Here is a 19,396-nt window from a genome sequence, read left to right on the forward strand (position 1 = left end):
AGGAAACCGATGCCCTTCTTCGAGGGTGTGAACGGCCGCGTGCACTTCCGCAGATGGCCGGCGCCGCGCCCGCGCGTGGTGCTGGTGTTCCTGCACGGGCTGGGCCAGCAGAGCGCCGACTATCACCGTTTCGCGCGGGCGATGAATCGGCACGACATCGACGTCTGGGGAATCGACCACGCCGGGCACGGCCTCAGCGAGGGCGAGGCCGATCGGCATGCGCCCGTCGAGGAGCTGGCCGCCGACGCGCTGACGCTGGTCGCGCGGGCCGAGCGCGAACACGGCGGCCTGCCGCTGGTCCTGATGGGCCATTCGCTGGGCGCGGGGACCGCGCTGATCGCCATGCGCTCCGAGGCCGCCGCGGTGACGGCCGTGCACGCGGTGGTGCTCATCGGGACACCGCCGCAGGCCGAGGCGTGGCGGGTGCCGGCGCCGCCGGTTCCCACGCTGGCGTTGCACGGGTGCGACGATCGCCGGGCGCCGGTGGAACGGATTCGGCGGTGGGCCACGGGCGAGACGCTCGTGGAACTGGTCGAATTCCCCGATGCCGGACACGATCTGCTGCACGAGCCCGTGCGCCGACAGGTCGCCCGCACGATCGTCGACTTCATGGAACGTCAGGCGCGCAGCGTGACCGCGGAGTCGCGATCAGCGGCGGTGTGGCCCGGGGGATTCGGTCAGCAGGAGGGCGATTCGGCGGCGGCGAGCATGGTGAGGTCGATCGTCTCGGCCATTGCCCGGTAACCGGCGAGGCTGGGGTGCAGGCGATCCGGGCCGGAGTAGGCGTCGCGCAGGACGGCCGGATTGCCGGGGTCGCGCACGGCCGCGTCGAAGTCGACGACGCCGTCGGCGAGGGTCTGGGTGCGGATCCAGGCATTGATCTGCTGGCGGGTCGCTTCGCTGCCGGGTACGAGGAGGGTGCCGTCCACGATGGCGTCGGAGGCGGGGAGGAGCGTGCCGAGCCAGATCTTCTTGCCGTGCCGGTGCGCGGCCTCGATGAGTTGTTCGTATCCGGCGATCATCGCTGGTGCGTCGGCGTGCGGCGGGAGTCCGAGGTCGTTGATCCCCTCCTGGACCAGTACGCCGCCGACTCCGGCCCGGTTCAGGGCGTCGCGCTCGAACCTCGCCAATCCGCTGGGGCCGAGCAGCAGTGGCTCACCGCTGGTGAGGACGCGGTTGCTGCCGATGCCCGCATTGACGACCGAGACCGGGATGTTCGCGGCGTCGAGGCGGCGCTGCAGGACATCGGGGTATCGGCCGTTGGTGTCGGCGACCGCGCGATCGGCCGGGACGGCCAGCGGGGTAGCGCCGACGAAGCCGTCGGTGATGGAGTCGCCGAAAGCGACCACCACGACCCGCGCCGCCTGGTCACCCTCTCCGCCGCCTTTGACCAGCACCGCGCGCCCGCCCGCGAGCGCCCGCCGCACGGCCTCGGCGAAGGTCTCCGCGAGATCGGCATGCGCCCCGTCCCACGCCAGCAGCACGCCCTCGGCATCCGCGACGCCGAGCCCCTCGGCGCCGGTGAGCACCCGCAGATGCGGCGCCGCCGCCCCCGCCGACTCCGCGGTCAGCCCGCCCCGCAGCGGAACCGCAGCCAGCGAAGCCGTGTGCAGCGCCGAATGTACCGCTCGCTCAGCGGGAGTCGTCACCACCCGCCGGGTCCGCAGCCACAGAATCAGCCCGGCAACGACCACCGCCGCCACCGCCACCGCGACAACGAGCGTCCCGATCATCCCGCCACGCCCCACCCCGACCCGGAAACCTCCACTCGTCGATTATCACGCCGCAACCCCACCGGCAGGCGTCCCCCGCTCCGGCCCTCGCCGCCGCGGCGGGCCGGTTCCGTTGCCTACGACTTCAACGTCTGGCTGCCGCGGCGCGGGCCAGGGCGGCTGACCTGCCGATCTCGAGGTAGGAGCGGAGAGCGGCTCGGGCGTGTCGGCGCAGGGGACGGTCGTTTGCGGTGCCGCGGTCGGCGAGGATGTCGACGACGCGGGTGCGGAAACGCAGCTCGGTCATGCCGAAGTTGACGAGGATCTCCTCGGCCGGTGGGCCGCCGTAGGGCTGCCACAGCAGGGCGAATTCGATGATTGTCAGGTCTTCTTTGTCCATCGGGTGCTCACGTGTTCTCGGTCGACTCGGGTCCGGAAGGCGTCCGGCTGTGTGGGACACCTGTCTGGATAGTAGTCTGAACACGTGGCGATCGAGGGTCGCCGGACCGGAAGTCCCGCTAGTGTCGAAGGAATCACCGCCCATGCCGCAGCACGTTCGTGGAGTCATCGCCCGGGCTCAGGGGAAGCCGGTCGAGCTGACCGAGATCGTGGTTCCCGATCCCGGCCCGGGTGAGGTCGTCGTCGCGGTCGCCGCGTGCGGTGTCTGCCATACCGACCTGACCTATCGCGACGGCGGGATCACCGACGAGTTCCCGTTCCTGCTCGGGCACGAAGCGGCGGGGACGGTCGAAAGTGTCGGTGCGGGAGTCGATTCCGTCGAGGCCGGGGATTCCGTCGTGCTGAACTGGCGCGCGGTGTGCGGCCGCTGCCGGGCCTGCCGGCGCGGTCGTCCCCAGTACTGCTTCGACACGTTCAACGCCACGCGGAAGATGACCTTGACCGACGGCACCGAACTCACGCCCGCACTCGGCATCGGGGCCTTCGCCGAGAAGACGCTCGTGCACGCCGGGCAATGCACCAAGGTCGATCCCGCCGCCGATCCCGCCGTCGTCGGGCTGCTGGGCTGCGGCGTCATGGCCGGGCTGGGCGCCGCGGTGAACACCGGCGGGGTCGGCCGGGGCGACTCGGTCGCGGTGATCGGCTGCGGCGGCGTCGGTGACGCCGCGATCGTGGGCGCCCGGCTGGCGGGAGCCTCGACGATCATCGCGGTCGACCGCGACGCGCGGAAGCTCACCTGGGCCGCGGAACTCGGCGCGACCCACACGATCGACGCGACCGCGGCCGATCCGGTGGCCGCCATCCAGGACCTGACCGGTGGCTTCGGCGCGGATGTGGTGATCGACGCCGTGGGCCGTCCCGAAACCTGGAAGCAGGCCTTCTACGCGCGTGATCTCGCCGGCACCGTCGTCCTTGTCGGCGTCCCGACCCCGGACATGCGGCTGGACATGCCGCTGTTCGACTTCTTCTCCCGCGGCGGCGCGTTGAAGTCCTCCTGGTACGGCGACTGCCTGCCCGAACGCGATTTCCCCGCGCTCGTCGACCTCTACCGTCAGGGCAGGCTCCCGCTGGACCGATTCGTCACCGAACGCATTGCCCTGGATCAAGTCGAACAGGCCCTGCACACGATGCACGCCGGAGAGGTGCTGCGCTCGGTCGTCGTGATCTAGCCCAGATCGCCAGGGCCGCAACGGCATAGCCCGCGCCCGTCCAGCAGGAGGCGGCCCAGCCCCCAGTGCCGTACGCCCAAGAGGTCGTGAGCGCGCCGAGCGCCGACCCGAGTGAGTAGAACGCCATATAGGCGCCGATGATGCTCCCGGCGTGGTCGGGACGCGCGGCGGTGAGCAGGTGCTGGCTGCTGACATGCGCCGCCTGGACGGCGAAGTCGAGCAGGACGATGCCCGCGACCAGCAGCCACAGGGTCGTCTCGGCGCGGGCGATGAGCAGCCACGAGGCAGCGAGCAGCGCCAGTGCGAAGCCCGTGATCGCTTGCGCGCGACCGGAATCGGCCCACCGCCCCGCGCGTCCCGCGCCGACCGCCCCGGCCAGTCCGGCCAATCCGAACAGGCCGATCTGCGTGCTGCCGAAGTTCCAGGGCGCGCCGCTGAGGGGGAGCGCGAGCCCGCTCCAGAGTATCCCGAAAGACGCGAAGAGGAAGAACGCGATCAGCCCCCGGCTCAGGAACAGCCGATCCGTGCGCACGAGCCGCCCCATCGATGCCAGTGCCTGCCCGTACCGCGCGCCCCGGGCGCGGCGATCCGGCTCGAGCGTGCCGCGGACCGTCAGCGCCAGCGCCACGCAGAGCGCCGCGAGCAGCGCGTACACCGCACGCCAGCCGGCCACCTCACCCACGACGCCCGCGAGGACCCGAACCCCGAGAATGCCGATCACCACGCCGGAGGTGACCGCGCCGAGAGCGCGGCCACGCTCGCCCGGCGCGGCGATCGCCGCGGCATACGCGACGGTCACCTGCACCACGACCGCGAACAGGCCCGCGACCGCCAGCCCCGCCACGGCGACCGCGCCGTTCGGAGCGACGGCCGCGACCGCGGCTCCCACGGCGGTGAGCAGCAGCTGCGCGGTGATGAGCCGGCGACGATTCAGCACGTCGCCGAGCGGCACCAGCAGTATCAGGCCGACGAAGTAACCGAGCTGACCGGCGGCGACCAGCCCGCCCAGCGACTCGCGCGCCACGCCGAGGCCACTGCCCGCCGTCGCCAGCACCGGCTGGATCGCATAGATCGTCGACACCGCCACCGCGCACACGCCCGCCAGGACGAATCGCTGCGATCTCCTGAATCCTGTCGCCACCACACCTCCCGATTAGTTGCAAAATGAAACTCTTCGACCGTAGGACATAATGGTTTCAAATCGCAACTGATCCTCAGGAGGCTCATGACCACGACCCGCGGGTCCGGCCGCGATTGGACCGACCCCACCTGCCCGGTCGCGCGAACCGTCGATCTGGTCGGCGACCGGTGGTGCCTGCTGATCGTGCGCGACGCCATGGACGGCGCCGCGACCTTCACCGACTTCCAGCAGCGGCTCGGGATCGCCCGGAACATCCTCACCGATCGGCTGCGCCGGCTCGTCGACCACGGCGTCCTGGCCACGAGCGTCAACCCGGGTGGCAAGCGGCACGGCTATGAACTCACCGAAGCCGGGCGGGATCTGTTCACCGTCGTCGTGGCGCTGCGGCAATGGGGCGAGCGGCACGCCTTCGCGGACGACGAACCGCATTCCGTCCTGGTCGATCGCGACGGTAGGCCCGTCGCGCCGCTGCGTGCCGAAAATCGTGCGGGCGAGCGCGTTTCCGCGGCGACCACCCGGGTCCGCAAGGTGGGTGAACACGGCGGTTCGGCTGCCCGGGACTGACGACGGTTCGTCTCCGGTCACTGGGCAAACACTCAGCGGCAGTGGTGGGAGGCGGTTCTCGGCCAGGTTCGGGGTGTTCCCGCGACGCGAGCGCTTCCGGTCGGACGCACCGCCGTGGGCGACATGATTTATGTCAATAGCCATTTCGTGGCGAACACGCTCGCGGGTCAGTAGCGTCGCGGTCATGGACGACACTGCGGAAGTGGGTGAACTCGACGTTCCGGTCGTGGCCTCCGCCGCCGATCACGGCCTGATCCTGGAGATCACCTCGATGGACCTCGAAGCACCGGCACTCACCGGGAACGTGCTACTGCGCTGTGCCGACGGCTCGGCACACCGCGTGCCGCACGCTCTGTCCGATTGGGCGATCACCATGCTGGCCGCCGACGATCGACATCAGCACATCCACGGCACATCACTGTTTCCGTGCCGTGCCGCCTTCAAGATCATCGACAGCACCATCGAAGTGGCGGTGCTGTAACCCCGTTGCCGCGACACCGTCGGGGAGCGCCAGCAAACCGACCGGCACGCTGCCCCGAAACCATTGATGGACAGGTGTATGGACATCTGTTAACAATGATTCCGGAAGGCGGTGGACAGGCGATGACGATCGACGGTGGGACACAGGCGGATTCGGTGACCGAGACGGTGCTCGGGCTGTGGCGCGCGCTGTCGCGGCGGGATTGGGACGCGGTACGGTCCCACCTGTCCGAGGACTGCCTCTATCTCGACATGCCGGTGGGTCCGACAGCGGCGGCCCGCGGCCCCGAGGACATCGTCAAGCGGTTGAAGATCGGCCTGGAGCCCCTGGCCTCCTACCAGAACTTCGACGGACTGCTGCTCGACAACGGCGCCGACGTCATGTACGAGCACCACGAGGAATGGCGCTGGGAGACAGGCGAATCCGCCGTCCTGCGGTTCGTCTCGGTACACCGGGTCGAACACGGCAAGATCGCGCTCTGGAAGGACTACTGGGACATGAGCGCCCTCGCCGACCACGCCCCGCCGACCTGGATGGCGGATTTCGCCACCGCGGACATGTCCTGGATCTTCGACGCCACCGGCCTGGTATAGCCCGGGCGCGCGTGCGACCCCTGTCGACTTCCGGCCAACCGCACAGCCTTCGGCGGTCTCCGAGCTAACCTTGGTAACCGAGTCCCGAAGTGTGGCTACGTATGCATCCATGCCAGTCACAGGGGGTTCGAGATGTCATCTGCTGCCGCATCGAACACGGGGGAGGGTTCGGCAAGCGATCGGCGGTCCGAGGGCGAATCCGCAGCGCCGCGTCGTCCGGAGCCGGTCGCCGTGCTGAGCGACCAGTTGATCGATCGCATGTTCGCGATCGGTTTGCGACTTCACAACGATCTGGTGCGCTCCCGGCGCAGCGCCGGTCCCGCCTTCGAGCCGACCGCGCTGGCCCTGGTCGAGGAGGCGGTCGGCGAACTGGAGCGATTGGCCCACGACACGCGAACGCGGTCGGAGACGTTGAGCGCCAGGTGAACAGATTCGACCTGCGGATACGGGGTAGATCGGTACGACAGCGGTCCCGAGACGAGGAGGTTCCGGTGCCAGATCCCGCCGCGGTGCTGTCCGATGTCGACGGCACCCTTGTCGACTCCAACTACCTGCATGCCCGGGCCTGGCACCGGGCGCTGCGCGAGGTGGGCGCGGTCGTGCCGACCTGGCGCATCCACCGCGCCATCGGCATGGACGGCGGCACCCTGCTGCGGACCCTCGCTCCCGATCTGGCCGAGGACGCCGCCGACCGCGCCGACGACCTGCACTCGCGCTACTACCTCGACAGCGCCGACGAGCTGACGCTGCTGCCCGGCGCCCGGGAGATCCTGGCGGACCTGCACGGCCGCGGCCTGCGCGTCGTCCTCGCCACCTCCGCGCCCCCCGATGAACTGGCCCGGCTGCGCGAGCTGCTGGACAGTGAACCGGTGCTGTACGCGGTCACCGGCGGCGAGGACGTCGAGGACGCGAAACCGGATCCGACCATCGTGCGGATCGCGCTCGACCGGGCCGGTGTGCCACCGCGGCGGGCGGTCTTCGTCGGTGACGCGGTGTGGGACGCGCGGGCCTGCGTGGCTCTCGGCGTGCCGACCATCGGTGTGCTCAGCGGCGGGATATCGCGCGCCGAACTCACCGGCGCGGGAGCGGAATTCGTCTGCGACGACGTCGCGGAGCTCCGGCGTGACATCGCCGACAGCCCGCTCGCACACCTGCTCTGAGCGTCAGGACCGTTTCATCGGACCGATGCTCAGCGAACCGCTCGGTCCCGGCCGCACGCCCTGCTCGGCGGCGCGGACGTACTCGGCCGGGTCCTTGTCGACCGGCCGCACGCCGGCGTAGTTGCGCGCCTCGTAGGCCGCGAAGGCGACGGCCAGCTGATGGCGGCGCGACAGCCCGGCCAGGCGACGGAAATCGGTCAGGCCCTCGCGTTCCTCCTCGGCCATGTGGTCGCCGTTGGCCTGATTGGCCGCGGCGACGGCGGCGTACCAGTCGTCGGTGCCGACGTGATGACGCCCCACCTCGGCGACCGCGTCCCGAATGTCGTTGTGGTCGTGGATGGCATCGAGCGTCTCCTCCTCCACACCGGCCGCGCGCCGGGCCGCGACGCCCAGTTGCAGCAGCTCGGGATAGAAGATCTCCTCCTCCGCCTGCGCGTGCAGCTCCAGGAAGCTCGCCAGCCGATCCCAGACAGCGGCCAGTTCGCCGGTCTGCGACCGGTCGATCTGCTCCAGGATGGCGAACAGCCGCCGCTGCTCGTGATGGTCGTCGAGGATCAGCTCGGTGATGTCCACGGTTCCTCCCTGATATCCGTTGCCGGACCGGCGCCGGCGCCCGCTCGGGTCGATGGTATGCCGGGACCGGAGCCTCGGCGCGGGCGCCGCGCGGCGGGTCAGGGTGTCACGATGGCGAAGTCCGGATCGGGGGTGTCCAGGTAGCCGACCAGTTCGGCCAGCACCGTCGCGTCGCCGTCCGCGGCGACGGTGCCGTCGGCGATCATCTGCCGCAGATCCCGCCCGCCCAGCAGCGCGGCGTGCAGGTCGGCGTCGGTCAGCGTGAATGTCGCGTCGGGCGCGGGGACGTCGCCGTCGATGTCGAAATGCACCAGCAGTCCGTTGCGAAGTTCGGTGCGGTGCACCAGGTTCCGGTCGGACACGCGCCAGTCGATGGTGAGGCGGGCCGACCAGGCGCGCGGGCCGTCGACGCGCAGGGCGATCGCGTCGAACAACTGCTCGACGTTGAGCGCCGCGGCGATGTCCGGCGCGTCGGCGGCGGTCGGGGTGCCGACCGACCCGTGCCGCAACTCGTAGGCGCCCATCAGGAAGAAATTGCGCCACGTGCCGTTCTCCGCGCCGAACCCGAGCTGCTCGAGGGTGTCGGCCTGCAGTGCCCGCGCCTCCGCGTGCTCCGGGTCGGCGAAGATCACGTAGTTCAAAACCTGTGCCACCCAGCGGAAGTCGCCGTCCGCGAAGGATTCGCGGGCCCTGCGCACCACCGCGTCCGCACCGCCCATGAACTCGAGGTGCCGGCGCGCGGACTCGATCGGCGGGTGCTGCCACAGCGTCGCCGGGTTGCCGTCGAACCAGCCCATGTAGCGCTGATAGATGGCCTTCACGTTGTGGCTGACCGAACCGTAGTAGCCGTGCGTGTGCCAGGCCCGCGCGACGGCGGGCGGCAACTCGATGGATTCGGCGATCTCGATCCCGGTGACGCCCTTGTTGAGCGCCCGCAGAGTCTGATCGTGCAGGTAGCCGTAGAGGTCTCGCTGCAGGGCGAGGAATTCGGTGAGGCGTTCGGTGCCCCAGGTCGGCCAGTGATGCGAGGCGAACAGGACGTCGCTGCGGGCGGCGTAGCGGTTGATCGACTCGGTGAGGTACTTCGCCCACACATGCGGGTCGCGGACCAGCGCGCCGCGCAGTGTCAGCAGATTGTGCAGGGTGTGGGTCGCGTTCTCGGCCATGCACAGCGCGCGGTGGTCCGGGAAGTAGAAGTTCATCTCCGAGGGCGCCTCGGTGCCCGGGGTGAGCTGGAATTCCAGCCGGACGCCGTCGATCACCTCCGTGTGGCCCGTCCGGGAGATGTCGACGGTGGGCGTGATGAGCGTCGGGGTGCCGGTCGAGGTCGTCGGCCCGAGTCCGGCGCCGACCGCGCCGAGCGGGCCGCGGGGCAGCGCCGCGCCGTACATGTAGGCGGCGCGGCGGGCCATCGCGGTGCCCGCGTAGACGTTCTCCTCGACGGCGTGTTCCACGAAACCCACGGGCGCCAGGATCGGGCAGCGGCCCGCCGCCACGTCGTCGGCCGTGGTGACGCCCTTGACGCCGCCGAAATGGTCGATGTGCGAGTGCGAGAAGATCACGCCGGTCACCGGCCGGTCGCCGCGGTGCTCCCGGTAGAGCGCCAGCCCGGCGGCCGCGGTCTCCGCGGAGATGAGCGGATCGATCACGACCACGCCGGTGTCGCCCTCGACGAGGGTCATATTCGACAGGTCGAGTCCCCGGATCTGATAGATACCGTCGGTGACCTCGTACAACCCTTGCAGCGCACAGAGTTTCGACTGCCGCCACAGACTGGGATGCACGGTCGGCGGGCAGTCCTCGTCGAGGAAATCGAAGGCGTCGCTGTCCCACACCACCTCTCCGTCGGCGTTCTCGACCGTCCCGGGGCGCAACGCGGCGACGAACCCGCGGCGGGCGTCGGCGAAGTCCTGGTCGTCGTCGAAGGGCAGGTCGCGGATTGTTTCCTCGTGCTGCGATTCGACGGTTGCCGAAACATCGCTGCGGACGGTCATGGCATGCACCCCTGTCGCTACCGTGGCGGGCTGGCGGGTCGGACAAGCAGCGACGATCGCAGCCGTGTGGCGGATCGGCCTCACCCACGGCGGGTGAATCTCGGCACCGGGCCGGAGATCATCCTGACCGGGTGAGGCGGCCTCGGGACCGCGGGGGACATGCTGCGGTATCGGACAACTCATCGGGACAACCCCTGATACGGCACGTCAGGAGCTTGCGATGAACATGATCACGCGCCGCGCGGCGCCGGCCGGCCGGCACCGGCACGACTCGCCCACTCCGGCCTCCTCCGCCACCGTCGGGTTTCTCGTACTGATCCCGGCGCTGGTGTTCATCGGTCCGGTCGCCGCGGCCATCCTGCTCCGTCACCACCACGCCGAGACCGCGGCGAGCACGGCCTTGCTGACAGTCACCCTCACCGCCACCGCCGCGCTGCTGGCCGTCGCGATCACCGCGTTCGCCCTGGCGTGGCGGGCCTCGCGGGCGCGCCGGCTCGTGCCCGTGCGACGGTCGAACACGGTGAGCGGCAACCGGATCGGCGTTCGGAGGCCGCTGTGACCATGACGCTGCCCGTCGAGACCGCGCCCGCGACCGCGGCCGGTATCTCCTGCCGCCGACTTCGGCTGCACGCCGACATCGAGGACCCGCGGGCATGGCGAGCCAGGATCGACCGGTTGCTCTCGGCCGGGCGCGGACGCTGGTCGGGTCGCACCGATTTCGAGGCGTGCCCGTCGCTGCGGCGGTGGGGCGGGATCGGGTATCCACCGGTACCGGCCGGGCAGGTCACGCTGTTCAGCGCCGTGGCGGCGGCCGCCGCGGGCGTCCGGGTGCCCGACGCGGGCACACCGGCCGAATTGTCCACCGCCATCATGTTGCTGTCGGGTTGTCCCGCCGTCGTCGACCGGTTCGATCCCGGACTCGCGTGCGGCCGCCCCGGCGCCCTTGCTCTCTCCGTATTCGCCCTTCCCGCAGACGATCTCGCACTCGCCCGCGATCTCGCGGAAGCGGTGTCGACCGCGTCGGGCACCGTGGCGTTCCGCCGCGAGACCACCGTGACCGTTCCCGCCCCGCGGCGTGGCGCCGCCCACCCGCCGAGGCCCGCGGCCGCGTGGTGACCGTCAGATCAGTCCGAAGGTGCGGGCGTGGGCGATGGCGTCGGCGCGGGTGCGGACGCCGAGCTTGTGATAGATGCCGCGCAGATGGGTCTTCACGGTGTTGATCGACACGCCCATATCGGTGGCGAGGCTGTGGGTGGTCATGCCGGACGGGAGCTGGCGCAGGACCGCGAGTTCGGTGTCGGTCAGGTGCGGGGCCTGCGCGGCGGCGCGAGCGCGCGGGCGGTGCCGGATGATGTCGACGAATTCGTCGAGATGGCCGAACCTGCCCACGAATTGGTCGAGCAGGCCGAGGGTGCCGGGCACGTCGAGGAACGGGCGGATCAGCCGGTCGGTGTGGGCGAGCGCCAGGGCACGGCGCAGCGCCTCGTAGGCGGCGGTGGGCCGGTCCAGGCGATGGTCGGCCGCGGCGCGCAGCAGCCAGGCGTGCACGGCCGAGACCGGGTGCAGTCGCTGCTCCTGTCGCAGCAGCGGTTCGATCAGCTCCACCGTGGCCGTCGAGCGGTGGTGGTAGTCGGCGAGCGCGGCCTCCACGAGAGTGGTTTCGGGCAGCCGCCCGAGCGCCGTCACCGCCCGGTCCAGCAGCTGTTGCGCGGTGTCGTGGCGGCGCAGGCGTAACAGCGCCCAGGCGACGTGGGTCAGCAGGCCGCCCGTCGTGGCGGGTACCGGCGTCTCGTCCAGGAGGCGGTGCATGGTGTCGCGCAGCGTGTCGGCGGCGGCATGCCGGTCGGGGTCGGTGTCGAAGCCGAACAGGTGCGCGAGCACATCGGCGTGCCAGCCCGACGCCGGCGCGGTCGACCCGTCCAGACGTGTTGTGCGCGGCAGGATTTCGGCCGTATGCAGGTAGTGGTCGTCGGCTTGCAGATACGCCATCAGCGCGACCATGACCCGGGCGTGGGTCAGCGACGCGGTGTCGTGCAGACGATGATTGTCGGCGAACGCGACGGCCCGGAAGGCGCGCTCGCGCATGAGCCCGAGCGAACCGCCGAGACCGGCCGTCATCGCGAGCCGGGTCAGCGCGTGCAGGGTGAGGCGGTGCAGGCCGGCCCGCTCCGACAGGGCCAAGGCGTGCCGCAGACCCGGTTCACCGGGTTGTCCGGCGTCGGCCGAGAACGTGTGCGCGGTGGCGACCTGCAGGGCGATATAGCAGTCGAGGTCCAGGTGGCCCGTCGCGGGCGGTACGGGCGGCACCGCGCCGGTGGCGCCGGACACGACATCGTGGACGACCGCGGTGGTGAACGGGCGCAACAGATCCGGCGGCGCGAACACCGAATTCCGGTGCGGCCGTTCCGCGATCAGTTCGCGCAGCGCGGCGGCCTGGACCACGTCGCCGTGTTCGATGGCGTCGGCGGCGCGCAGCAGCAGCACGAACGGGTCGTCGGCCGGTGCGTCGAGGTGGTCGAGCGCGCGGAACAGGGCGGCGCCGTTGCCGTCGAACACCAAGCGGGGTCCGTGTGCGCGGACGAACTCGGCCAGCGCCGGGCGGCCCGGTTCGGCGAGAACATGACGCAGGGCGCTCGGCAACAGGCCCGCGGTGACGAACCAGGCGGCGCAGTCGCGGTGCAGTTCGGCGATCCGGTCCGGGTCGGCGCGGCCCGCCTCGGCGAGCAGGTAGGTGCGCAGCATGGGGTGGTAGGTGTACCAGAGCGCGCCGTCGTGTGCCGTGACCTCGAGGGGAAAGTTGTTGCGCAGCAGGCGTTCCAGCGTCCGTGCCGCGGCCGGCCCGGCCAGCGTGTCGGCGAGTCCGGCGCTGAACGAGTCGGGAACGGCCGTGGCGAGCAGGAAGTCACGCGCATCGGCGGGCAGTGTGGTCAGCAGTTCCCCGACGAGGAAGTCGGCCACCGCGCGCGGGCCCTGCGCCAGCGCGGCGATCGCGGTCTCCCGGTCGCCGGTGCGCGCGGCGAGGTCGATGGCGGCGATCCGGACCAACCCGGCCCAGCCGCAGGTTAGGTGATGCACGCCGGACAGCTCGGCCGCGGTGAGACGGCAGTCGTGCTGAGCGAGTAGGGCCGCGGTGTGCGACTCGTCGAACCGCAGATCCTGGGCCGTGACGCGAGTCAGCCGGGCGGTCATGTCGAGCGCGTGCCAGCGAATCGGCGGGTCGTAACGGCCGAGGACGACGGTGATCAGATGACGGGGCGCGTGTTCGACGAAATACTCCAGGCCCGAGAGCGTCAGCGGATCGGTGATCAGGTGCGCGTCATCGATGACGAGCACCGTGCGGCCGGGGCGGTCGGCGAGCGTGGCCAGCAGGGCGGCGGCGTCGTCCACCGGGGTGTCCGGCACGGTGTTGGGGCGGCTGACGACCGGCAGCCGCAGCGCGTCGGCCACGGCCGGCCACAGCCGGGCCGGATCGGCGGCGGCATCGCCCAGGCCGACCCAGCCCACGGGAGTGTTCGCGTGGCGGCGCCGGATCCAGTCGGCGACCAGGACGGTCTTGCCGCTACCGGCCGGCGCGCACACCAGCACGGTATGCCCGTTGCCCGCGCGGACGGCCCGATCCAGCCGGGCATCGGCCTCGGTCAGGCGCAGGGGGGTGAACGGCAGGTCGGGCGGTGCGCAGGACGTGTCGTGACCGGGGATGACGCGAAGGCCGCCCGATTCGTTGACGAACAGTTGTGATGAGACCACTACGCCTCCGTAAGCTTCTCCGGTTCCGGTCGAGCTCGTGCAGCGTGCCTGATCTGTCGGTATTCGACCGTATACCCGCACTTCGGGGTCAGCGCCGAAACGTTTTGGTCTCGTGACCTGATCGCGGCCGTCAGTCCGGGAGCCGGGACATCTCGAGGAGGGTGAGGCCGAGCGCGTCGATGCGAGCCATCACGCCGCGCACCGCGGTGTTGTCGGGCACGGACCCGTAGAGCGTGGTGGTGCCGGAGGTGGAGTGATCGCTGCGGGACAGATCGGGGAAGGCCGCCTGAGCGCGTTCGGACAACTCGCCCTCGATGACGAACTGATATCGAACGGCATCCGACATGGACGCTCACCTCCTCGTGGATCGTTGGGTGCCGCGGCGATGTCCCGGGCGATGTGCCCGCGTCCTCAGCGTCGTGGCGGGTACGGCCGCGAGCATCATCCGTTCGGGGTGACTTCGGCGGGTGACCCGGGCCGCGGGTCGGCTCACCCTCTGCGGGTGAAGCGTCCTCGGCCGCGGCGCGCGACAGTGCTTGCAACAACCGCGCTCGGAACTCGGAAGGGAGACGGGAATGTCAACCACCTCGCACAACCATCCCGTGCGTCAGGGGGTGGCGGCAGGCACATCGATCGGCGCCGCGACCTTGTTGATCACCGTCGGATTGCTGTCGCTGTTCCAGGGCATTTCGGCGGTCGTGGACGACGACCTGTTCGTCGTGGGCGTCGACTACGTCTACAAGTTCGACGTCACCACGTGGGGCTGGATCCACATCGCGCTGGGCATCGTGCTCGTCATCTGCGCCGTGGGCCTGATGACGGGTACGGCATGGGGACGCGGCGCGGCGATCGGCATCGCGGCGCTGTCCATCCTGGCGAATTTCCTGTGGCTGCCGTACTACCCGTGGTGGTCGGTGCTGGTCATCGCGCTCGACATCGTGGTCATCTGGGCCGTCGCGACCTGGCGTCCCGAGGGCTGATCCCGGTCCGGTCCGTCCGGCGAAAGTCTCGTATTCCGCGGGCGCCGTCGTCATGATGGGGCCATGACGAGCGACGACCACGACACCGCACCGCAGCCGGACGCGCCGGGGGAGGTGCACACGCTACTGCATCGGCTGGCCGAGCGGATCGGCGAAAGCGCTTCGGCGGCAGCGGTGTTCGGCGAACCGGTGGTCGCCGAGGGGGTGACCGTGATCCCGGTCGCGCGTGCCCGCCTCGGCTTCGGCGCGGGCATCGCGGGCGAGCCGGACGTGGGCCGCGGCGGCGGTGGCGGGGGAGGTGTCGACGTGCGGCCGGTGGGATTCGTCGAAATCCGCGGCGGCAGTGCGGTGTATCGGCCGATCCGCGATCCGTGGGTGGACATCGTGGTGCCGTTGGCGGCGCTCGTGGCCGGGCTGACGGTCCCGCGACTGCTGCGCGGCCGGATCCGAGTGCCGCGCCTTCGGGAGCGGTGAGGACCGAAGCCCCGGTGCGAGCGCGGTTTTCGGGCCGCGCGCCTGCACCGGGGCCGGTATCCGCGGGCTATTCGCTGCTGTCCGCGTGATCCGTTGTCGCGGAAGACGTTTCCTGGTCGTACGGCTCACTCATGGTGTGCTGGAACTTGATCGCCGAGGCGATGCCGACCGGTACGCCGAGGATGCCGCCCCCGATGATGGCGCCCAGCGCGCCCAGCACGCCCGCACCCGCCAGGCAGCCCGCGATGATGGTCAGGCCCGCCGCGTCCAGGACGGGCGCGCCGAACACCGCGCCCGCGACAGCGCCGGTGCCGCAGCCTACGGCCGCGCCGATCACGCCGCCGGTCATCGTGCCCGCCGCGACGGCCAGCGTGAATTCGTTGACGGCGGCCTGGATCGCCGCGTCGAACCGCTCGGTCTGCGGGTCCTCGTGAATATCGCCGAGGCGCAGTGCGGGCGTGGCCGCTCGCACGGCGGCCCGCACGTCCGCCGGGGCGTGCACGGCCTCCCACGCCTGCGGCTCCTCGGCGAACGCCGCGACGCCCGCCACCACTCCGCCGGTGGCGTCCCGAACCTGGAATTGCCCGCCCTGGGTGACAAGGGTGGCCGCGCCGGTCTGAATGACGACCGACTGGTCCACGGTGCTGCTGGTGTACTGCACCCCCGGCATGATCTCGGTACTCAATGTGCGTCCGGCCTGTGCCGCCGGAGCGGCCGACACGGTTACCGAGCCGATGCCCAGGGCACCCGCGACCGTCAACGCGACAACGGCCGCACGGGTGATCTTGTTCATGTACTTCCTGTTCTCTGCAGTGAAACCGCGCAGTCTCGACTACGCGGCAACGCAGTCTAACGGAAATGATTTCCGTTACCTATTTACCGGCGGTGTCGTGCGTCGGGGGTGTCGTCGCGCCCAGTTAAGTTTCCGGCTGTTCTTCCGCGAATATTGAGACAACCAGGGCTCTGGCCCGTTATGTTAATAGAGATTCTCAACGCTGAGGGTTGGTCGACGGTGTTCGGCCGTAGTAGCGAGAGGGGCGAGCCATGAACGTATGGGTCCTCATTCAGAACCTTCTGTACCGCCTGGACATGGGGTCCTCCGCCTTCGGCGGCTGGTAGCGGCGGCCGCTGGTCAGCGGCCGGAAATTTCTTCGATTCCTTGTGATCACGGTCACTTTATGTTCTCATCGTGATACACAGATGCAATTGGTGTATCTCTGTATCTGCGACTCAATGAAGAGGGACGATCAGCATGGATGGACGCGGTCTGAACAGGCGAGATGCGTTGCGAGCGGGCGGTGGGCTGCTAGGGGCGGTCGGCGCCCTCGCGCTGGGGGCGCGAACGGTGCGCGCCGAACCCTGGACGTGGTCGCCGGACGGGTCGGTGGTCGGTAGCGGCGGCGGGGCCGACCCGCTGACGGTGTGGGATGCGGAGGCCGATCCCGTGCTGGCCGACGTGATCGACCATGCCGATGTGACGGAGGTGAACCGGCTGCTGGGCATGTGGACCACCAACGACCAGCCGCTGCCGGCCGGGCTGCCGACGGGGTTGCGCGACTTCATCGAAGACGCGCGCCGGCTCCCGTCGTGGGCCGACCAGGGCAAGCTGGCCGCCTCGTTCGAATTCAACAAGAAGCGCGGCCTGTATCTCGGCGTGCTCTACGCGTTCGCCAGCGGCATGATGTCCACGGTCATTCCGCACGAGGCGCGCGTGGTCTACTACTCGCGCGGCGGGTCGCACCTGAAGGAGCGCATCGCCAAAACCGCGAAGCTGGGCTACGACATCGGCACGGTCAACGCGTACGGTCCCGGCGGCCAGATGATCGTGACCTGCGTCAAGACGAGAATCATCCACGCGGCGGTGCGGCACCTGCTGCCGCAGTCACCGCACTGGCCGGACGACAACACCCCGATCAGCCAGGACGACATGATGGTCACCTGGCACAGCTTGGCCACCACGATCATGCGCACCTTCCGCGCCTGGAATGTGGCGATCCCGGCGGTCGAGTCCGAGGGCTACCTGCACAGCTGGCAACTGGCCGCGCACATGCTCGGCATCCGGGACGAATACATCCCGGCGACCTGGGACCAGGCCGACGCGCAGGCCAAACAGGTGCTCGATCCGATCCTGGAACCGACGCCGGAGGGTATCGACCTGGCCCACAAGCTGCTGGATCTGGGCGTCAACCTCGACCTCACGCTGCTCAGCAAGCCGATTCTCGGCGCGTTCACGCGATTCGTCATGGGCGACAGGATCGCCGACTGGCTCTACATCGCCCGCGAGCCGGTGTGGGATCCGCTGCTGAAGTTCAGCTGGGGCCCGTTCCTCGCCGTGCGCGAGGGCGTGCGCGAGATCGTGCCGCCGGTGGACAACGCGTACTGGATGTTCGACGAGTTCCTGCGGCAATTCGCGCTGTGGTATCTGGCCGAGCTGCGGATGCCGATCAGTATCGAGATTCCGCGCACCAACCGATAGTCCTGCTCAGCGGCTCGTCGCGGCGACGAGCCGCTGCCGCGGCCACCAGTGACAGCCCGCCGCGCGAGCCGTCGTGAGAAGATCGTCACGGCATACCGCCGGGTGGGATGTCGCGAGCAGCTGGGGAAGGGAGATCGTGGAATCTGCGCCGGTCTCAGCGTCGGCTTCCAGCGCGGAGTCGTTGATCGAACGCGCCTACATCGATGCGGTCGAGCAGGTCGGCGACAGTGACGAAATCCGTTCCCGGGTACTCGATTCGGCGTACGAGCAGTTCTGCCGGATGGGCATTCAGCGGTCCACGATGGAGGATGTGGCCCGCCGGGCGAAGGTCTCGCGGATCACGGTCTACCGCCGCTTCGCCACCAAGGACGCGCTGGCCGAACAGGTGATCCTGCGGGAGTTCCGCCGCTACTTCGACCGCTTCCTGCTCGACATCGCCCGCGCGCGCAGTGCGGAGGAGCGCGTGGTGATCGGTTTCGTGAGTTCGCTGCGGACCATCCGGGGCAATCCGCTCATCGGCGGCCTGCTCGCGGTCGAACCGGACCAGTTCGTCGGCTCGCTGATCGGCGATCAGGGCCGTACCGTCGCCGCCGTACGGCAATTCGTCGCCGGCCAGCTGCGCAGCGAGCAGCGCGCGGGCCAGGTGGCGCCCGAGCTGGACGCCGACCTGGTGGCCGAGCTGATGGTGCGCATCTCGGCGTCGTTCCTGGCGATCCCCAGCGAGCTGGTCGATCTCGATGACGACGAGCAGCTGGCCGCATTGGCCCGCCACTTCCTCGTCCCCATGCTCCGGCCGCCCGGACCGGTTGCGGGGCAATGACTTTCGCGGTCAGTCCCGGCCGGTCCGCACCGCGCGGATGATCAGTGCCGCCCGCAGCGCGCACAGGTCCGCCAGCTGGTTCGGGTCATAGCCGGTGAGCTGCCGGACGCGCTTGAGGCGATGGTCCACGGTGTTGGCGTGGACCTCGAGGTCCCGTGCGGTGCGCATCCGATTGAGTTCGTTGTGCACGTGCCGGGTCAGGGTGTCGAGCAGTTCGGGTTGCGCGGCGAGCGGGTCCAGGATCGCGGCGAGCCGATCGCGGGCGAGGCCGGGCCTGGTCACCTGATACTCCACGACCAGATCGCGGAAGCGCCGGAGTCCGGGGCCGCGCCCGGCGGCGCAGGCCAGGTCGAGCAGTTCGTGTGCGCGGGCGTGGGCGTCGGTGACCTGGCCGCGGTCGGCTCGGACCAGTGTCGCCGTGACGGTGACACCGGCGGCCGTGGCCGCGGCCTGAAGGATGTGCTCCATCCCGTCGTCGGGCACCGCGTACTCGGGAACGAGGAAGGTCGCCCCGGCGTGGCCGGACACGGACAGCATCGAGGTGTGGCAGCGCTGCTTCAGTTCGGACGACAACCGCGACCACGCGGCCGCTGCCGGACGGTCCGGCGTCTCCCAGAATCGCACGGCGAGAACATGATAGGAGTCGGCGCCGGTGAGCGCCTGCTCCGCGGCCGTCAGCACCGCGGACCGGTCCTCCGCCTCGCGCCGGAACGCGTGGTACGCCGCCACCGACATCGTGTGAATCGCCTCCATGGTGGTGCGCAGTTGCGCGGTCGCGGCGGCGGCGTCCGGCGGGCCGGGAGTTTCGGCGACGAGGCGATCGACGGCTTCGCGGGTGCCCTCCCAGACGGCGTGGTGCACCGCGTCGAAGGACACGCCGGTGTGCGCCCAGCGGCGCGCGGCCTCGTCGAAGCGGCGCAGCGAACCTGTGATCCCCTCACCCCGCAGCGACCGCGCGGTGAAATCATGGGCGAGCCGGACCGCCTCCGCGCACGGGTCGACATGCGCACGTACCGAAGCCATCTCGGGGGAGCGGGGCGGGGAACTCATCGG

At 70.2% G+C, this 19,396-nt stretch carries 22 protein-coding genes; 13 read left to right on the forward strand and 9 right to left on the reverse strand.

Features of this window, described 5'->3' with window-relative positions; translation table 11 throughout:
- Positions 1 to 9: 9 nt before the first annotated feature.
- A complete protein-coding gene (locus ACFMRZ_RS03710; RefSeq protein WP_342213821.1) occupies positions 10 to 744 on the forward strand; it encodes an alpha/beta fold hydrolase in 735 nt (244 codons plus the stop codon).
- On the opposite strand, the gene ACFMRZ_RS03715 is transcribed toward ACFMRZ_RS03710, so the two are convergent.
- The gene (locus ACFMRZ_RS03715) at positions 678 to 1,733 is read right to left on the reverse strand and encodes a GDSL-type esterase/lipase family protein (RefSeq protein WP_400177917.1); all 1,056 of its coding nucleotides are present in this window, start codon (positions 1,731 to 1,733) and stop codon (positions 678 to 680) included. The genes ACFMRZ_RS03710 and ACFMRZ_RS03715 overlap by 67 nt on opposite strands.
- A gap of 124 nt (positions 1,734 to 1,857) precedes the next feature.
- Positions 1,858 to 2,112: a hypothetical protein gene (locus ACFMRZ_RS03720; RefSeq protein ID WP_400177918.1), complete on the reverse strand. Its 255-nt coding sequence runs from the start codon at positions 2,110 to 2,112 to the stop codon at positions 1,858 to 1,860.
- Between the two features lie 142 nt (positions 2,113 to 2,254).
- On the opposite strand from ACFMRZ_RS03720, the gene ACFMRZ_RS03725 reads away from it, so the two are divergent.
- Complete coding sequence (locus ACFMRZ_RS03725) at positions 2,255 to 3,340, forward strand: S-(hydroxymethyl)mycothiol dehydrogenase (RefSeq protein WP_400177919.1); 1,086 nt, start codon at positions 2,255 to 2,257, stop codon at positions 3,338 to 3,340.
- Here ACFMRZ_RS03725 and ACFMRZ_RS03730 read toward each other — a convergent pair.
- Positions 3,252 to 4,481 (reverse strand): MFS transporter, encoded by a 1,230-nt coding sequence (locus ACFMRZ_RS03730; protein WP_400177920.1) that lies wholly within the window; start codon positions 4,479 to 4,481, stop codon positions 3,252 to 3,254. The two genes, ACFMRZ_RS03725 and ACFMRZ_RS03730, sit on opposite strands and share 89 nt — an antisense overlap.
- 84 nt (positions 4,482 to 4,565) lie before the next feature.
- On the opposite strand from ACFMRZ_RS03730, the gene ACFMRZ_RS03735 reads away from it, so the two are divergent.
- The 5 genes from ACFMRZ_RS03735 to ACFMRZ_RS03755 all read left to right on the forward strand — a co-directional run bounded on the left by ACFMRZ_RS03735 (position 4,566) and on the right by ACFMRZ_RS03755 (position 7,279).
- Positions 4,566 to 5,045: a winged helix-turn-helix transcriptional regulator gene (locus ACFMRZ_RS03735; protein ID WP_400177921.1), complete on the forward strand. Its 480-nt coding sequence runs from the start codon at positions 4,566 to 4,568 to the stop codon at positions 5,043 to 5,045.
- Positions 5,046 to 5,229: 184 nt separating this feature from the next.
- Positions 5,230 to 5,526, forward strand: a complete 297-nt coding sequence (locus ACFMRZ_RS03740) for a hypothetical protein (RefSeq protein ID WP_280274231.1) — start codon at positions 5,230 to 5,232, stop codon at positions 5,524 to 5,526.
- A gap of 122 nt (positions 5,527 to 5,648) precedes the next feature.
- Positions 5,649 to 6,119 carry a nuclear transport factor 2 family protein gene (locus tag ACFMRZ_RS03745; protein ID WP_280369698.1) on the forward strand — a complete coding sequence of 157 codons (471 nt, stop codon included), beginning with the start codon at positions 5,649 to 5,651 and terminating at the stop codon, positions 6,117 to 6,119.
- 132 nt (positions 6,120 to 6,251) lie between these two features.
- Complete coding sequence (locus tag ACFMRZ_RS03750; RefSeq protein WP_280274233.1) at positions 6,252 to 6,545, forward strand: hypothetical protein; 294 nt, start codon at positions 6,252 to 6,254, stop codon at positions 6,543 to 6,545.
- A 65-nt stretch (positions 6,546 to 6,610) separates the two neighbouring features.
- Positions 6,611 to 7,279: an HAD family hydrolase gene (locus tag ACFMRZ_RS03755; protein WP_400177922.1), complete on the forward strand. Its 669-nt coding sequence runs from the start codon at positions 6,611 to 6,613 to the stop codon at positions 7,277 to 7,279.
- A 3-nt stretch (positions 7,280 to 7,282) separates the two neighbouring features.
- On the opposite strand, the gene ACFMRZ_RS03760 is transcribed toward ACFMRZ_RS03755, so the two are convergent.
- Both ACFMRZ_RS03760 and ACFMRZ_RS03765 read right to left on the reverse strand, forming a co-directional pair.
- Positions 7,283 to 7,852, reverse strand: coding sequence for a hemerythrin domain-containing protein (locus tag ACFMRZ_RS03760; RefSeq protein ID WP_400177923.1), 570 nt, complete (start codon positions 7,850 to 7,852; stop codon positions 7,283 to 7,285).
- A gap of 98 nt (positions 7,853 to 7,950) precedes the next feature.
- The gene (locus ACFMRZ_RS03765) at positions 7,951 to 9,846 is read right to left on the reverse strand and encodes an alkyl/aryl-sulfatase (RefSeq protein WP_400177924.1); all 1,896 of its coding nucleotides are present in this window, start codon (positions 9,844 to 9,846) and stop codon (positions 7,951 to 7,953) included.
- A gap of 220 nt (positions 9,847 to 10,066) precedes the next feature.
- On the opposite strand from ACFMRZ_RS03765, the gene ACFMRZ_RS03770 reads away from it, so the two are divergent.
- Both ACFMRZ_RS03770 and ACFMRZ_RS03775 read left to right on the forward strand, forming a co-directional pair.
- Positions 10,067 to 10,405 (forward strand): hypothetical protein, encoded by a 339-nt coding sequence (locus ACFMRZ_RS03770; RefSeq protein WP_280274237.1) that lies wholly within the window; start codon positions 10,067 to 10,069, stop codon positions 10,403 to 10,405.
- On the forward strand, positions 10,402 to 10,962 hold the full coding sequence (locus ACFMRZ_RS03775; RefSeq protein ID WP_400177925.1) for a hypothetical protein: 561 nt from the start codon (positions 10,402 to 10,404) through the stop codon (positions 10,960 to 10,962). The genes ACFMRZ_RS03770 and ACFMRZ_RS03775 overlap by 4 nt, the downstream gene beginning before the upstream one ends.
- A 3-nt stretch (positions 10,963 to 10,965) precedes the next feature.
- Here the strand turns inward: ACFMRZ_RS03775 and ACFMRZ_RS03780 are convergent, their stop codons facing one another.
- The gene (locus ACFMRZ_RS03780; protein WP_400177926.1) at positions 10,966 to 13,593 is read right to left on the reverse strand and encodes a LuxR C-terminal-related transcriptional regulator; all 2,628 of its coding nucleotides are present in this window, start codon (positions 13,591 to 13,593) and stop codon (positions 10,966 to 10,968) included.
- A gap of 130 nt (positions 13,594 to 13,723) precedes the next feature.
- Positions 13,724 to 13,939: a hypothetical protein gene (locus ACFMRZ_RS03785; RefSeq protein ID WP_280274240.1), complete on the reverse strand. Its 216-nt coding sequence runs from the start codon at positions 13,937 to 13,939 to the stop codon at positions 13,724 to 13,726.
- Between the two features lie 229 nt (positions 13,940 to 14,168).
- Here ACFMRZ_RS03785 and ACFMRZ_RS03790 point away from each other — a divergent pair, with 229 nt between their 5' ends.
- Together ACFMRZ_RS03790 and ACFMRZ_RS03795 are read left to right on the forward strand one after the other, a co-directional pair.
- Positions 14,169 to 14,573: a hypothetical protein gene (locus tag ACFMRZ_RS03790; protein ID WP_280274241.1), complete on the forward strand. Its 405-nt coding sequence runs from the start codon at positions 14,169 to 14,171 to the stop codon at positions 14,571 to 14,573.
- A 63-nt stretch (positions 14,574 to 14,636) separates the two neighbouring features.
- Complete coding sequence (locus ACFMRZ_RS03795) at positions 14,637 to 15,047, forward strand: spore germination protein GerW family protein (protein ID WP_400177927.1); 411 nt, start codon at positions 14,637 to 14,639, stop codon at positions 15,045 to 15,047.
- A gap of 67 nt (positions 15,048 to 15,114) precedes the next feature.
- On the opposite strand, the gene ACFMRZ_RS03800 is transcribed toward ACFMRZ_RS03795, so the two are convergent.
- Positions 15,115 to 15,840 (reverse strand): hypothetical protein, encoded by a 726-nt coding sequence (locus ACFMRZ_RS03800; RefSeq protein WP_400177928.1) that lies wholly within the window; start codon positions 15,838 to 15,840, stop codon positions 15,115 to 15,117.
- A gap of 459 nt (positions 15,841 to 16,299) precedes the next feature.
- Here ACFMRZ_RS03800 and ACFMRZ_RS03805 point away from each other — a divergent pair, with 459 nt between their 5' ends.
- Together ACFMRZ_RS03805 and ACFMRZ_RS03810 are read left to right on the forward strand one after the other, a co-directional pair.
- A complete protein-coding gene (locus ACFMRZ_RS03805) occupies positions 16,300 to 17,523 on the forward strand; it encodes an oxygenase MpaB family protein (RefSeq protein WP_400177930.1) in 1,224 nt (407 codons plus the stop codon).
- A gap of 136 nt (positions 17,524 to 17,659) precedes the next feature.
- A complete protein-coding gene (locus ACFMRZ_RS03810; protein ID WP_400177931.1) occupies positions 17,660 to 18,343 on the forward strand; it encodes a TetR/AcrR family transcriptional regulator in 684 nt (227 codons plus the stop codon).
- A 9-nt stretch (positions 18,344 to 18,352) separates the two neighbouring features.
- Here the strand turns inward: ACFMRZ_RS03810 and ACFMRZ_RS03815 are convergent, their stop codons facing one another.
- Positions 18,353 to 19,393: a PucR family transcriptional regulator gene (locus ACFMRZ_RS03815; RefSeq protein ID WP_400177932.1), complete on the reverse strand. Its 1,041-nt coding sequence runs from the start codon at positions 19,391 to 19,393 to the stop codon at positions 18,353 to 18,355.
- Positions 19,394 to 19,396: the final 3 nt, after the last annotated feature.

Source organism: Nocardia sp. N2S4-5 (genome assembly GCF_044628355.1).
GTDB classification, from domain to species: domain Bacteria; phylum Actinomycetota; class Actinomycetes; order Mycobacteriales; family Mycobacteriaceae; genus Nocardia; species Nocardia wallacei_B.